This window comes from Brevibacillus sp. MER 51 (assembly GCF_023714195.1).
Lineage (GTDB): Bacteria > Bacillota > Bacilli > Brevibacillales > Brevibacillaceae > Brevibacillus.
Window position 1 is genome coordinate 511,939 of record NZ_JAMAUS010000002.1, and the last position, 13,645, is coordinate 525,583.

The 13,645-nt window shown below is 48.6% G+C and carries 13 protein-coding genes; 2 read left to right on the forward strand and 11 right to left on the reverse strand.

Features of this window, described 5'->3' with window-relative positions:
- Nucleotides 1-245: 245 nt before the first annotated feature.
- The 6 genes from M3630_RS06710 to M3630_RS06735 all read right to left on the reverse strand — a co-directional run bounded on the left by M3630_RS06710 (nt 246) and on the right by M3630_RS06735 (nt 6,392).
- Nucleotides 246-446, reverse strand: coding sequence for a cold-shock protein (locus tag M3630_RS06710; protein WP_012685372.1), 201 nt, complete (start codon nt 444-446; stop codon nt 246-248).
- Nucleotides 447-552: 106 nt separating this feature from the next.
- Nucleotides 553-1,314, reverse strand: coding sequence for a DUF4179 domain-containing protein (locus tag M3630_RS06715; RefSeq protein ID WP_251251628.1), 762 nt, complete (start codon nt 1,312-1,314; stop codon nt 553-555).
- A complete protein-coding gene (locus tag M3630_RS06720; protein WP_173608634.1) occupies nt 1,293-1,880 on the reverse strand; it encodes a sigma-70 family RNA polymerase sigma factor in 588 nt (195 codons plus the stop codon). The genes M3630_RS06715 and M3630_RS06720 overlap by 22 nt, the downstream gene beginning before the upstream one ends.
- 145 nt (nt 1,881-2,025) lie before the next feature.
- The gene (locus tag M3630_RS06725) at nt 2,026-3,324 is read right to left on the reverse strand and encodes a nucleotide sugar dehydrogenase (RefSeq protein ID WP_251251629.1); all 1,299 of its coding nucleotides are present in this window, start codon (nt 3,322-3,324) and stop codon (nt 2,026-2,028) included.
- A gap of 282 nt (nt 3,325-3,606) precedes the next feature.
- Nucleotides 3,607-4,017 (reverse strand): DUF350 domain-containing protein, encoded by a 411-nt coding sequence (locus tag M3630_RS06730; RefSeq protein WP_173608636.1) that lies wholly within the window; start codon nt 4,015-4,017, stop codon nt 3,607-3,609.
- A 17-nt stretch (nt 4,018-4,034) separates the two neighbouring features.
- The gene (locus M3630_RS06735) at nt 4,035-6,392 is read right to left on the reverse strand and encodes an endonuclease MutS2 (protein WP_173608637.1); all 2,358 of its coding nucleotides are present in this window, start codon (nt 6,390-6,392) and stop codon (nt 4,035-4,037) included.
- A 242-nt stretch (nt 6,393-6,634) separates the two neighbouring features.
- On the opposite strand from M3630_RS06735, the gene M3630_RS06740 reads away from it, so the two are divergent.
- The gene (locus M3630_RS06740) at nt 6,635-7,009 is read left to right on the forward strand and encodes a phage holin family protein (protein ID WP_251251630.1); all 375 of its coding nucleotides are present in this window, start codon (nt 6,635-6,637) and stop codon (nt 7,007-7,009) included.
- A 96-nt stretch (nt 7,010-7,105) separates the two neighbouring features.
- On the opposite strand, the gene zapA is transcribed toward M3630_RS06740, so the two are convergent.
- The 3 genes from zapA to pheS all read right to left on the reverse strand — a co-directional run bounded on the left by zapA (nt 7,106) and on the right by pheS (nt 10,937).
- The gene (gene zapA / locus M3630_RS06745) at nt 7,106-7,381 is read right to left on the reverse strand and encodes a cell division protein ZapA (RefSeq protein WP_007728510.1); all 276 of its coding nucleotides are present in this window, start codon (nt 7,379-7,381) and stop codon (nt 7,106-7,108) included.
- Nucleotides 7,382-7,463: 82 nt separating this feature from the next.
- The gene (gene pheT, locus M3630_RS06750) at nt 7,464-9,887 is read right to left on the reverse strand and encodes a phenylalanine--tRNA ligase subunit beta (RefSeq protein ID WP_251251631.1); all 2,424 of its coding nucleotides are present in this window, start codon (nt 9,885-9,887) and stop codon (nt 7,464-7,466) included.
- Between the two features lie 15 nt (nt 9,888-9,902).
- Complete coding sequence (pheS, locus tag M3630_RS06755) at nt 9,903-10,937, reverse strand: phenylalanine--tRNA ligase subunit alpha (protein WP_106833018.1); 1,035 nt, start codon at nt 10,935-10,937, stop codon at nt 9,903-9,905.
- A gap of 457 nt (nt 10,938-11,394) precedes the next feature.
- On the opposite strand from pheS, the gene M3630_RS06760 reads away from it, so the two are divergent.
- Nucleotides 11,395-12,114, forward strand: a complete 720-nt coding sequence (locus M3630_RS06760) for a DUF2225 domain-containing protein (RefSeq protein WP_173608640.1) — start codon at nt 11,395-11,397, stop codon at nt 12,112-12,114.
- Here M3630_RS06760 and M3630_RS06765 read toward each other — a convergent pair.
- Nucleotides 12,111-12,938, reverse strand: coding sequence for a TrmH family RNA methyltransferase (locus tag M3630_RS06765; RefSeq protein ID WP_251251632.1), 828 nt, complete (start codon nt 12,936-12,938; stop codon nt 12,111-12,113). The two genes, M3630_RS06760 and M3630_RS06765, sit on opposite strands and share 4 nt — an antisense overlap.
- A 4-nt stretch (nt 12,939-12,942) precedes the next feature.
- Nucleotides 12,943-13,596 (reverse strand): potassium channel family protein, encoded by a 654-nt coding sequence (locus M3630_RS06770; protein ID WP_007728524.1) that lies wholly within the window; start codon nt 13,594-13,596, stop codon nt 12,943-12,945.
- Nucleotides 13,597-13,645 lie beyond the last annotated feature (49 nt).

The window sequence follows — 13,645 nt, forward strand, 5'->3', positions numbered from 1 at the left end:
TGCAGTTCATTCCTTTACATGAGACTATTACATGTAAATGCGAAAGACGGACAAAGCGTGTTGGACAAATGGTGTGGAGTTGCAAAAAATGCACTTTTGTTCGCATTCCGAAGCGGACAGTCCCTCCCTCAGTATGGCGTAGGCTGAAGCGTAGACTGGAAATTCACTTCTTTCCCCACTACAGCTACTCCTCAACCAAATAAAAAAGCAGACCCATCATCTGAGTCTGCTTGTCGTTTCAGCTTTTATAATTTCCGAACGTTCGTCGCTTGAGGACCGCGTTGACCGTTTTCTACGTCAAACTCAACCTCTTGCCCTTCGTCCAAGGATTTGTACCCTTCGCCCTGAATTGCGGAGAAATGGACGAATACGTCATCTCCACCATCACGCTCGATAAAACCGAAACCTTTTTCACTGTTGAACCACTTTACTCTTCCACGTTCCATTTTTGCCTCCTAGCATGTAACCCTTACATGACATTTGAAATATTGTCTTACCTCGGTTACTATTGCCATTTACGAGGCTTATTATACGTGACCGAATTTTTTTCTCCTACTTCGCAGCCTCTGTTGCTTCTTTGGCTTTGCTCTGGTCCACAATAAACTGTCCCTTCCAGTTGCCCTTTGTTTTGCCGATCCGGTTCACATCGATATTTAAGGTGAGTGGTTGTGGTAGCTTGGATTCATGCGAGGTGAAGGCAAGAACGCCCTCTGGCTTGTTATGATCGGCTATTCCTACCTCTAGTTCCTTACCGGATTCATCTGTTAAGTAGAAAGGCATAGTATCCTCTTTGGTTCCGAAAAAGTTTAGAACACTTGTACCTTCCAAGCCTTTTTCCTGGTACACGGGATTGCCATTTGCTTCGCCTACCACATCTAAACCTGTCGTATCGAATTCGAAAGGCACCAGTTCTCCATTTTGTTGTTCAATGCGATAGTGCAACAGAACCTTGCTATCTTCCGCATACACTTCCGTAAAATGAATTGTAATCCCCTGATCGGTAATTTTTTGATCGATCGGAATGGACAATCCTTCTGCCGCTGCTCGCTTAACCCCTTCACCCACCAACTTGTTCAAGTCTTTTGGATTGTCTGCAAAATAAGAGGTTCCATTTAAAGCCGCATATACTCCAGTCGGCAGTATAATAGCAGCAATTAATCCCATCATAACTAATTTTTTCTTCATCGTTACAGTCTCCTTTTTTTCGTGATAGCGATGAAAGGACTGCCTTACGCGCTGATCGAGTTCATCAGGGATCGTGGTCTCGTCTATTTGTTTGGTGAGAGACTGTTTTATGATTTTTTCGATAGACATGTTTGGAGTTCCTCCTCATTCCATTCAACGTCAATCCACTCGCGGATTCGCTTTAATGCCAGATGATTTCTCGATTTTGCTGTCCCCACAGGTATTTGCAGCAGTTCGGCAATCTGGTCGTACGTATAATCGTAGTAATACCGATAAATGACGACGATCCGCAGCTTGAACGGCAGCATTTGGATTGCTTGCTGCATCTCTGTGGCAGATTCCATCGCAAGCATTGGCTCATCCGGCGTTTCGACATGTTTCTCTTCTTCCAAGCTCTGTTTTCGTTCTAACAGACGGAATCTTCTCCAAATCTGTCTTCGCCAGTTTTTCACCTGTCTAATGACAATCCCATTCACCCAGAACAGAAACGGACGCTTGCGATCATAAGCAGGCAGTGATCTCCATAGCTGATAGTAAATTTCGCTTACAATATCATGAACATCTTCTTTATTCGTGACCATGGCTGCTACGGTACCGTAAATTTTTGTCCGCGTCATGCTGTAGATCACCTCAAAAGCTTCTTGATCTCCATCACGCAAACGGTCCAGCCACAGTTCTAACATTTGATCATTCATCGGAGGGCCCCCTGAAATTGTATACACCTTGTATTGGCTCTCACATTCAATATGGTTCACTACTTTATGAAAAAAACCTCTCCAAACGCTTTTACGTGCGTTTAGAGAGGTTTTGGCATTCAAATCAGTGGAACTTGTTCAAGAATTAAATGCGCACCACAGTCGCCTTGCTAGCAAGGTCACGCGGGATGCGGTTCTTCGTGTCGAAGAGGATCGGTGCGTCAGCCATCTTTTCAGCAACATGAGCCCAATCTGCCTCAGCAAATTCCTTTTGTACAGCAGTCAAGAACAACGCATCTGCTCCATTCACTGCTTTGTCCAAACTGTCAACCTTGTGATCATACACAGTCGGAACAGCCGGATCGTAGGATCGAACGTCTACTCCTTTTGCCATGAGCAGCTTAATCAGGTCATGGACAGGGCTTACGCGGTCGTCATTGGAAAAGTCTTTCATCGCCATTCCCAATACAGCTACGCGGCTTCCTGCCAATGTCTTGCCATTATTTTTCAAGGCTTGCTCGAGCATTCCGATCAAAACATCAGGGACTGCATCATTCGTGTTGCGAGCCAATTGCAGAATCGGCAGGTTTACTTCCAATTCACGTGCCTTAGGCTGCAAGTAGTACAGTGCATTCGGCAAGCAGAAGCCGCCTACACCCGGTCCTGGCGATAACAGGTTTACACGCGTGTGCGTATTGGCAACCTTGATCAACTCGAACGTATCGATGCCAAATGCCTCGGAGAAACGAGCAAATTCCTGTACCATCGCAATGTTTACATCACGCTGGATGTTCTCGATGACTTTTGCTGTCTCGACTACGCGGATATCCGTGATCGTGATGTCTGTCTCGCTGATGAAGGACAGCAACTCTTTTCCTTTTTCGGCGCTTTGCTCGTTGATGCCTCCCAAAACGAGCGGCATGTGGATGAACTCTTCAAAAGCGCGCCCTTCTGCAATTCGCTCCGAGCAATATGTCAGGTAGAAATCGACACCCGCAACAAGACCGCTTGTTTCCTCCAAAATCGGCAGAATCACGTCTTCTGTCGTTCCTGGTACGACGGTACTGCGGATCATGATGGTATCGCCTTTTTTCAGTACACGACCAAGCGATTGCGCACAGCTTTTCAGCGGTCCGAGATCAGGATCACCGTTATGAACAGGCAATCCGACTGTTACAATATAATTATGGACTTCCGCCGCCGCTTCCTCGTAGGAGGACGTTGCACGGAAACGTTTTGCTTCAATCTGCTCTTTGAGGATCTCTGGCAACGTTTTCCCCTGATAGGACTCCAGGTGATGGGAATGTGCCGCATTGATCTCATCGACGACATGCGGTAAGACGTCAATACCGATGACGTTTGCTCCTTTCATGGCATAGGTAAGCGCCAACGGCAAGCCTACAAACCCCAATCCCACAACAGCTACGCGTACAGGTTGAGTCATTGCGTATCTCCTCTTTCACATTCTCCAAGTAAGGTCCGTATGACTGTAGAAGTCACGCGGCCAACTTGCGTTATATTTTTAGGACAGGTAGTAAACACCTGCAGCGATAAAAAGCACACACAATCCGATGAGGACCTTGTACAACGTTTCCAAGGCTGTTCCTCCCCCATACAATCTTGGCTTGTCCTCTTTTTCGTAAAAAGGACGTTGATTGGGCAGAATAGTTTGGTACTCTTTCGCCAAATCAAATTATACTCTCGTTTGAAATATCGTTCAACCCGTCTAACGAGGCAAGGATGCCCCTATGATATACGAAAAACCGATGGACAGGACCATCGCAATAAAACCAATGGCCCTGTTATCTTTTGCAATTTCCTGATCAACATTAAACGTAGGGGTCATGAATTCAAAAATGAAGTAAGCAGACAACAACAAGAAAAATCCGAAGGTCGCCCAAATCAGCGCTTCGCCCAAAGACAAATGCGCCTGAATGGAATAACGGAAAACGTTCGCGATCCCAAAAATTTTCCCGCCCGTTGCCATTGCTACTGCCATGTTCCCACGCTTCAATTCTTCCCAAACACGATAACGCGTCACCAGTTCAAAAATGGCTAAGAATAAAACCATCGCCAGTCCAGACACAGTAAAATAAGCTGCAGTTGCAAAATATGGATTGTGTAGAAGGCTTTCCATATGTCCCTCCCGACCTCTTATTTCAATTCGGCAATGGTAGCACCTACGCCGCCTTCTCCTTGACCACCTAAGCGGAAGGATTTTACATTACGATGGTTTCTCAAATACTCGTGCACGCCTTTGCGCAGTACCCCTGTCCCGTGTCCGTGAATAATGGAAACCGAGTGCAAGCCTGCCAACAGTGCATCATCTAAAAACTGATCGATTTCCCGAATGCTGTCCTCAACGTTGTAGCCGCGCAAGTCGAGATCCATCTTGATATTGTCACTGCGACGCTTCACAGAGGTATACGGAGCTGCTTGCGGTTTTTGCTGGATCGAATTTTGTACATGCATATCATCGCGCTTCACTTTCATTTTCATGATTCCGATCTGCACGAGGAATTCTTCATTATTTACCTTTTCCAGCACGGTTCCTTTTTGTCCGAAGCTCGTCACCATTACTTCGTCGCCCACCTTGATCTGCGTAGCGCGAACTGCTTTTGCCGGCTTCTTCACCTTTTCCTTCTCCAGCTCAAGAACGGCATTGCCCAAGCGCTTCTTCGCATCGATGAGACGATGCTCCTTGATTTCCATGCCTTCTGCCATCATTTCGCGCAGCTCGCGAATGATCGTTTCCGCTTCTTCTTTTGCGAGTTGGACGGCAATTCGCGCTTCGTCCTCTGCCCGCTCCATTCGTTTGTTCTTCTCTTCCGCAAATTGCGCGCGCTCTTCTTCCAGCTGTCTACGGAGCACTTCTGCTTCCTCGCGTGCCGCTTTTGCCGCCAACCTGTCTGCTTCCGCCGACTTGCGGTTACGCTCCAGCGAAGCGATCATGCTCTCGACCTGATTGTCTTCCTCACTGATCGAGCCGCGCGCTACATCAATGATGTGTTCCGGCAATCCCAGACGTCTTGCGATAGCAAACGCGTTGGATCGGCCCGGCACCCCGATGAGCAAGCGATAAGTAGGACGCAGCGTCTGTACGTCAAATTCTACGCTGGCGTTGATGACCTCGGGTCTATCGTAGGCATACGCCTTCAATTCACTGTAGTGAGTCGTTGCAACCAATCTCGCACCGGAATCAATCACATGGTCAATGATGGACATGGCCAAAGCAGCACCCTCTGTCGGGTCTGTTCCTGCGCCTAGCTCGTCAAACAACACCAAGCTCTTGTCGTCCATTTTCGCCAAGATTTGAATAATATTGGTCATATGGCTCGAGAATGTAGACAGGCTCTGCTCGATGGATTGCTCATCCCCGATATCGGCAAAAACGGAGGAGAAAACAGTCATCTCGCTCTCTTCCTCTGCCGGAATATGCAAGCCCGCCATCGTCATCAAGGACAGCAGTCCGATTGTTTTGAGGGAAACGGTTTTCCCCCCTGTATTCGGACCTGTCACAACAATCGCCTGATACTCTCCGCCTAGCTCCACATCTACAGGAACGACAACTTCTCGTGGAATAAGTGGATGACGCGCTTTTCGCATGTTTACGTAGCCGCGATCATTGATGCGTGGACAAATCGCCTTCATGCTCCAGGCAAGCTGAGCCTTGGCAAACATAAAATCGAGCTCTGTCAGTGCTTCTGTATTCTCGACCAAAGCCTCTACCGCAAAGGATACTTGCTCCGTCAACACGTACAGAATGCGCTCTACTTCACGTTCCTCTCGCAAGCGAAGCTCGCGAAGCTTGTTGTTCATCTCGACGATCACTTCCGGCTCGATAAAGAGCGTCGCCCCAGATGCCGACTGATCATGAACAATTCCACCAAATACAGAACGATACTCTTGCTTTACCGGAATGACGAAACGATCCCCACGAATTGTAACGATGTTTTCCATCAGCATTTTTTGGTAAGTAGACGAGCGTGTCATTTGATCGAGTTTTTCGCGAATGCGCGACTCGAGTTGTCTAATTTCCTGACGTACCTGTCGGAGTTCAAGACTCGCGCTGTCCAAAATATCGCCGTTTTCATCAATACAGCGGCGAATTTCGGTTTCCAACTCGCGCAGGCCCTCAATACGCTCTGCCTGCTGTTGCAATAATGGCAGTTCGTGATCTTCACACATATCGAGCAAAAACGTTTTGAGTCTGCGTCCGGCCATAACGGTGCTGGCGATATCTAGCAATTCCATCGGGGCCAGCATAGCATTCAATCTGGCGCGTTGTACGGGACCACGGATATCGCGAATGCCACCGAGAGGCACGCTGCCCTTTAGGCGTAACACAGTTGCAGCTTGTTCAGTCCCTTGCTGAGCGGTTATGACTTCATCCAAGCGTAAAAAAGGAACCAGCTCTGATGCTTTTTCTTTTCCATATGTGCAAGATGCCTTGTCAATCAACAGGGCGACTATTTTATCGTATTCTAACGTCTTTAAAACCCGTTGTTCCACTGTGCTCCTCCTTCTTTATCCAGCGGCGACCGTTGTACCGTGCGGGCGGGAGCGACGGTCTATACCGGCAATCATTACGATCTCCCCATTATAGCATGGCAGCGAAGCTTAGAAAACTTGGGCCCGGATTGCACCGGAAAGGAACCACGGGCGAAGGATAAATTTACACGTCTTCGCTTGGCATAGTTCCACTCTTTGCGTGAGAGAATGAAAGGTGAAACAACCCTAAAGGAGGAGTACACATGACGATCATGCGCCATATCGTCCGCTTTATCGTCGCTGCCGTAGTCCTGATGTTTGTCGGCTTTCTGGTCCCCGGCTTTTCGGTTAGCAGTTTTTGGACAGCTCTGCTCGCGGCCGTTGTCATTGCACTAATTGGCTGGGCCGTAGAAGCCATTTTCGGAGATCGAATTTCGCCGTACAATCGTGGTATTATCGGCTTCTTGGTCAGTGCCGTCGTGATTTATCTCACTCAGTTCATCGTCTCTGGCTTCCGCGTAACGATTCTTGGCGCGCTTCTGGCTTCCTTAATGATCGGGATCATCGACTTGTTTATCCCGATCAAAACCCATATGGATTTGCGCAATGGAGATGCCAGGAACAAGCAGGAGACATAGGCAGAATACACCAAAGAGCCATCCCTTTAAAAATGGGGTGGCTCTTCTCATTTTACCCAAAACGTAAAAAGAGAGGCACTTAAGCCCCTCTTTTCCTTAATCTATCGGTTTAGCCTTTGCCTCTTCCTGAATGATTTTCAGCAGTTCTTCGTACTCCTGACGCAAGCGGAAGTATTCATCCGCAATATTGACTGCAGAAAGTACGGCAATTTTGGCAGTATCCAGTCGATGGTTGCCGTTTGCGATTTCGTTCATCTTGTCATCAACGAAACCGGCCACCATGCGTATGTGATTGACACTTGCCTTGCCACTGAGCCGGTATTGTTGGCCAAAGATGTCCACCGTCAAACGATTTTTCCCATCACCTTGCACGAGAGGTACCTCCCTACTGCGACCTTTGCTCTACATTATCCTTTTTTAGGTTACTGAAAATGTCAGAGTTCGTCAAGCTGTGTTACATGCGCAGTTCAGCACCAGTTTTGTTTTTCAAGGCGTCAATAACAGCAGTAGTCACTTGTTGAATCTCTTCGTCCTGCAAGGTACGCTCGGCGTGACGGAATACCAGGGCAAATGCCATGCTCTTCTTATCTTGAGCAATACGTTCACCCATGTATACATCGAATAGGGTTACGGACTCAAGCAGTTCGCCTGCCGCTTCACGAATCGTTGCTTCCAATGCACCAGCAGCTACACTGCGATCGACAACGAGAGCCAAGTCACGCGTTACAGCCGGGGATTTTGGCAGCTGATTGTAATGGCCTACCTCGGCAGCTACATCAATCAAAGCAGCTACATCAAACTGGAATACGTACGTTTCGGACAGATCATAAGCTTTTTCTGTGCCCGGATGAACTTGCCCCAGATAGCCCAGACGTTTTTCCGCTACCCATACTTCTGCGGTACGTCCTGGGTGCATACCTGCGATGTCCTGGACAGCTTTGTACTCGGCAGCTTGGATACCCAAACGAGCGAAAAGTGATTCCACAATCCCTTTTGTTTGGAAGAAATCAACAGGCTGTTTGGCGCCCATCCAGTTTTGTGCGAGCAGTTGTCCAGTCAACGCACCTGCTACATACAGACGCTCTTCTGGAAGCTGTGTGAGCGTTTCTTCTTTTGTCAAGAACACCCGGCCCAATTCGAAAATCGCAACATCGTGGTTTTGACGGTTTTTATTGTATGCCACTGTTTCCAAGAGGCTTGGAATCAAGCTCGTGCGCAGAACGCTATGATCTTCACTCATTGGCATCATGAGCGCAACAGGGTTTACTTTTTCCTGATGCAGACCCGCTACTGCCTCGACACGATCTGGATGAACCAGTGCATAGGAAATCGCTTCATTCATACCGGTACCAATCAAATGATGACGGATCGTACGGCGCAATTGCTGCTCTTTTGTCAACTGTCCTTGTGTGGTCGAACCAGAAGGCAAGCTGGTCGGAATGTTGTCGTAGCCGTACAGACGAGCAACCTCTTCCACCAAATCCTCTGGCAGCGTAATGTCGCCACGTCTCGTTGGAACGGTTACCGTCCATTTGTCGCCCGCTACTTCATACGGGAATTGCAGACGCTCGAAAATCGGCGATACATCAGAAGCCGACATGTCGGTTCCGAGATGCTGATTGATTTTTGCAAGTGTAACTGAAACAACAGCAGGCGCAGCTTTGCTTACAACAGCAGAGCTGATTCCTTTGGATACTGTTGCGCCGGACAATTGCTGAATCAGCGCAGCAGCGCGCTCTCCCGCTTCCTGCACACGCGCTTGGTCAACGCCTTTTTCCCAACGTACGCAGCCTTCTGTACGCATGCCGAGCATACGAGCTGTACGGCGCACTGTTTTTGGTGTGAACCAAGCTGCTTCGAGAATGATTTCACTCGTCTCATCAGTGATTTCGGAGTTAGCTCCGCCCATGACCCCTGCGATCGCCAAGCCTTTGGTCTGGTCGGCAATCAGCAAGGTTTGCTCATCCAGCGTGCGCTCTTGATCATCCAATGTCACGAGCTTTTCGCCCTCGTTTGCCAGTCGAACGACAATAGAGCGATCAGCTACCTGTGTCGCATCGAAAGCATGCAGTGGCTGACCGTACTCGAGCAGGACATAGTTGGTCACGTCTACCACGTTGTTGATCGGACGAACTCCCGCTGCCATCAGGCGATTTTTCATCCATTGCGGAGATGTCGCGATTTTGGCGTTGGTGAAGTGACGACCGTGGTATTGATGGCTTTCGTTCGTCGCTTCGATCTTAACCTGGACCGGGTTGTCGCCACCGTTTTCGGTCAGCTCGATTTGTGGGAATACCACTTCTTTACCCAAAATAGCGGCTACCTCGTAAGCAACCCCCAGCATGCTCAAGCAATCCGAACGGTTCGGCGTCAATCCCAATTCCAGCACATAGTCATCCAAGCCGAGGTACGAAACGGCATCCATACCGATTTCTGCATCCGCTGGCAGAACCATAATGCCCTCTTGCTGATCTTTTGCCAGAAGCTTGTCGTTTAAACCCAATTCTTTTGCAGAGCAGATCATCCCTTGGGATTCTACACCGCGCAGCTTGGAACGCTTGATGTTTAGACCACCTGGGAGCTTCGCACCGATCAGGGCGACGAGAACTTTTTGTCCCTTGTCTACGTTCGCTGCTCCACAAACGATTTGCAGGTCTTCTCCTTGTCCTGCATCAACGACGCATACGTTGAGACGGTCAGCGTCCGGATGCTTGCTGCGTTCTTTTACATAACCGATCACAACACCAGATACACCTGCGTTGCGCGATTCAACTGCGTCTACTTCAATCCCGCTGCGAGTCAGCTTTTCAGCCAGCTCCTGGGGCGTCGTTCCACTCAGATCGACGTATTCAGATAACCATTGGTATGATACCTTCATCTTTGCCTCTCCTCTCTAGCCTCGATTGAACTGACGCAGGAAACGAACGTCGTTGGTATAAAAATGGCGGATGTCCTCTACCGCGTATTTGAGCATCGCAATTCGTTCTACACCCATTCCGAATGCAAAGCCGCTGACTTCCTCAGGATTGTAACCGGCCATTTCCAGTACGCGCGGATGTACCATACCAGCACCCAAAATCTCGATCCAACCCGTTTGCTTACATACACGGCAACCGTGACCACCGCAGTTGAAGCATTGCAGGTCTACTTCTACGGAAGGCTCCGTGAACGGGAAGAAGCTTGGGCGCAGACGAATTTGCTGGTTTTCTCCAAACATTTGACGGGCAAACGTCAAGAGGGTACCTTTCAAGTCACTCATCCCGATTTTTTTATCAATCACGAGACCCTCGATCTGCGTGAATTGGTGGGAGTGTGTCGCATCGTCATCATCGCGGCGATACACTTTACCCGGACAGATCATTTTGAGTGGAGTCTTGCCTTCTTTTTTCAACATCGTACGTGCTTGCACAGGAGATGTCTGCGTACGGAGCAGTAGCTCTTCCGTGACGTAGAACGTATCTTGCATATCGCGTGCCGGGTGATCTTTTGGCAGGTTCAGCATTTCGAAGTTGAAGTGGTCCATTTCTACCTCAGGACCTTCTGCCACCTCAAAACCCAGACCGATGAAGATGTCTTCGATCTCTTCAATGATCCGAGAAAGCGGGTGCATGGTGCCTGCTGGTACTGGACGTCCTGGCAGTGTTACATCGATCGTTTGAGAAGAAAGCTTGGCAAAGAGAGCTGCCTCTTCAAATGCTTTTTGTTTGCCAGAGAACGCTGCCTCGAGCGCTTCCCTTACTTCGTTTACCAGCTGACCGACAACTGGACGCTCTTCTGGGGACAAGCCGCCCATGCCGCGAAGCAGTTCTGTCAACTCACCCTTTTTCCCCAGGTATTTGACGCGCAAATCCTGAAGTTGTGCGGCTTCTGTCACTTGGCTGATTTGGCCCAGTGCGGACTCTTTCATTTCTTGCAACCGAGTTTGCACTTCGAATCGCTCCTTTATTTCTGTTTTGGAAAAAGAAAAACCCGCCCCTCAAAAAGGGACGAGTTACTTTTTTCTCGCGGTACCACCCTTGTTAGACAATTCGCTTCCGCCCTGTGACAAATCCATGACAATATCACTAGTGGAAAGAGACATTTGTCTCACTTCAGATCATTGGTAACGGGTATGACCCGGCTGCTCCTACTGCGCGAAAAGCGGTTCAGAGTGCGGCTTTGGAGTGAATTCGGCAGCTATCATGTTTAAGATGCTCGCAGTCTGTGACATCTTCTCCCTGAAAAACAGATAGGTCCTGCGTACTAGTCTCCGTCATCGCTTTACGTTATAATTATGACGTAAGGAAAATTATAGCGCAACAAGAGAGAACTTTCAATTCCACAAATGTTACATATCCAGAGAGTGTTTTCATGTGTATGTTACCCATTCGAAAGGGGATTTTGACATGATTGATAATGTTTCCGCCCTTTACGATAAGACAAGTATCTGCCGCCATTGCCAAGCGACCTTTTCGACCAAAAGAATCAGAAGCGGCACGTTGACGATGCTCCATCGCGACAGCGATTTTTATACCACTTTTAAAGAGCAATCTTTAAATCCCATTATATATACCGTCAATGTCTGCCCTGAATGCGGCTTTGCTTTTACGGATCAATTCCGGGACAAGCTCGCCCCCTGGCAAAAGCAGATTGTGGATGAACAAATCTCCTCGAAATGGAAGCCAAAAGATTTTGGCAAAGTTCGCCATGTACCAGAAGCCATTGTCAGCTACAAGCTTGCCATTTACGCAGCTGAAATAACGGATCAGCCCCATTCTGTAAAAGCCGGTCTGTATTTGCGCCTTGCATGGCTTTATCGATTCGAGAAAAATGTCGCGGAAGAAATGCGCTTTATCGATATGGCCGTGGAAGAATATGAACAATCGTATATTCATTCTGACTATACACGCGGTGACAAGGAAATGACCGAAGTCCGCTTGCTGTACTTGATTGGTGAGCTCTATCGCAGGCTCGAAAAGTATGATTTAGCCATCAAGTATTTCGGCAAAGCACTCGCGTTTCGCAACCACACCATCGAGAGCGGCATTATCCGGATGGCGCAAGATCAATGGCAGCTCGCGCGTGAAGAATATAAAGAGAAAAAGAACGAGCAAAAGATCGGCTAGACATGCCGATCTTTTCTTTTGCGCTGTGCCTCATAGACAAATATTCCTGCCGCGACTGCCGCATTCAGTGACTCTGCTCCGCCGTAAAGCGGAATGTGGACGAATTGATCAGCTTTGGCAAACATCTCTTTGGAGACGCCTCTTCCCTCATTGCCGATAACCAGTGCTGTCAGACCAGCATAATCAGCCTCGTCATAGGAAACACTGTTTTGCTCCAAAGAAGAGATGAGAACTCTCCCTCCCTTTGCCTTCCATTCATCAGCCGTGTCAGCTAACGATTGCGTAAAGACCGGGATGCGGAACAGTGCCCCCATTGTTGCCCGTACCACTTTTCCATTGTAAATATCGACACTGCCATTCCCCAGTACGACACCATCGACTGCAGCCGCTTCTGCTGTGCGCAAAATCGTGCCGAGGTTGCCCGGGTCTTGTATTTCGTCCAAAAAGAGGAGTAGCAAGCTTCCTTGTTCCTCTCTCTTCTGATCTACCCATTTTGCCCAATCTGCTGCTGTTTTTTTCACTTCGGCCACAATTCCTTGCGGTGACTTCGTTTCGGACAGCTTCGCCAGCACTGCCTCTGATGCAGCAATGACCTGAACAGCTTCCGGATGATTAGCCAGAGCACGCTGACAAGCAGGGTCCATGTCACGCTGCTGATCGTAAATCACCGTGACTACCTCCGCCCCGCTTTTTAACGCCTCTTCTACCAGATGCGCCCCTTCCACGAGAAAACGCTGCTGCTCTTCCCGTCCTTTTCGTGACAGCAACTGGTGCAATCGCTTTACCAGTGGGTTTTGTACCGAAGTAATGATTTCATTTGTCATAAACCTATGCCCGCTCCTCAAATTCGCGTAAGTCTTTGTTGTTCCCGATCACCACAAGCACGTCGCCGTATTGGATGACTTCATCCGGGCTAGGAGCGATGTTGAATTTATCTCCGCTTTTGATGGCAATAACGTTGACCTCGTATTTTTTCCGAATATCCAGTTGCCGCAAGTTTTGACCGACCAGCTTGGACGACACGACTACCTCGGCCACGCTGTAATCCTCTGCCAGCTCAATAAAGTCAAGTACATTCGAAGAGATCAGATTGTGGGCGACCCGAACTCCCATGTCACGCTCAGGGAATACGACACGGTCAGCTCCCACTTTGTACAATACTTGTCCATGACGCTCATTCTGTGCTTTTGCCACGATCTTTTTGACACCCAAGTCTTTCAGCGTCAATACCGTCAGTATACTCGCCTGAATATCGACCCCAATGGCCACAACGACTACGTCAAAATTGCGGATGCCGATTTCCTTCAAGGCGCGTTCATCCGTAGAATCCGCTGCTACCGCGTGCGTTACGTATTGAATATTTTCGTTAATACGCTCCTCGTTCTCATCTATACCCATCACTTCATAATCCATCTCGTACAGCGTTCTCGCCACGCTAGAACCAAAACGTCCCATCCCGATAATGGCAAATTGCTTGGACATGTTAATCTTCCCCTTTACGGAACTTACCAATAACAAGCATTATAGCACA

Bases quoted from the DNA above. Each gene is read 5' to 3' on its own strand.
- M3630_RS06765 (WP_251251632.1), bottom strand. From the start codon at position 12,938: ATGACAAATGAAATCATTACTTCGGTACAAAACCCACTGGTAAAGCGA.
- M3630_RS06730 (WP_173608636.1), bottom strand. From the start codon at position 4,017: ATGGAAAGCCTTCTACACAATCCATATTTTGCAACTGCAGCTTATTTT.
- pheT (WP_251251631.1), bottom strand. From the start codon at position 9,887: ATGAAGGTATCATACCAATGGTTATCTGAATACGTCGATCTGAGTGGA.
- M3630_RS06740 (WP_251251630.1), top strand. From the start codon at position 6,635: ATGACGATCATGCGCCATATCGTCCGCTTTATCGTCGCTGCCGTAGTC.
- M3630_RS06725 (WP_251251629.1), bottom strand. From the start codon at position 3,324: ATGACTCAACCTGTACGCGTAGCTGTTGTGGGATTGGGGTTTGTAGGC.
- M3630_RS06720 (WP_173608634.1), bottom strand. From the start codon at position 1,880: ATGAATGATCAAATGTTAGAACTGTGGCTGGACCGTTTGCGTGATGGA.
- M3630_RS06710 (WP_012685372.1), bottom strand. From the start codon at position 446: ATGGAACGTGGAAGAGTAAAGTGGTTCAACAGTGAAAAAGGTTTCGGT.
- M3630_RS06760 (WP_173608640.1), top strand. From the start codon at position 11,395: ATGATTGATAATGTTTCCGCCCTTTACGATAAGACAAGTATCTGCCGC.
- M3630_RS06715 (WP_251251628.1), bottom strand. From the start codon at position 1,314: ATGTCTATCGAAAAAATCATAAAACAGTCTCTCACCAAACAAATAGAC.
- M3630_RS06770 (WP_007728524.1), bottom strand. From the start codon at position 13,596: ATGTCCAAGCAATTTGCCATTATCGGGATGGGACGTTTTGGTTCTAGC.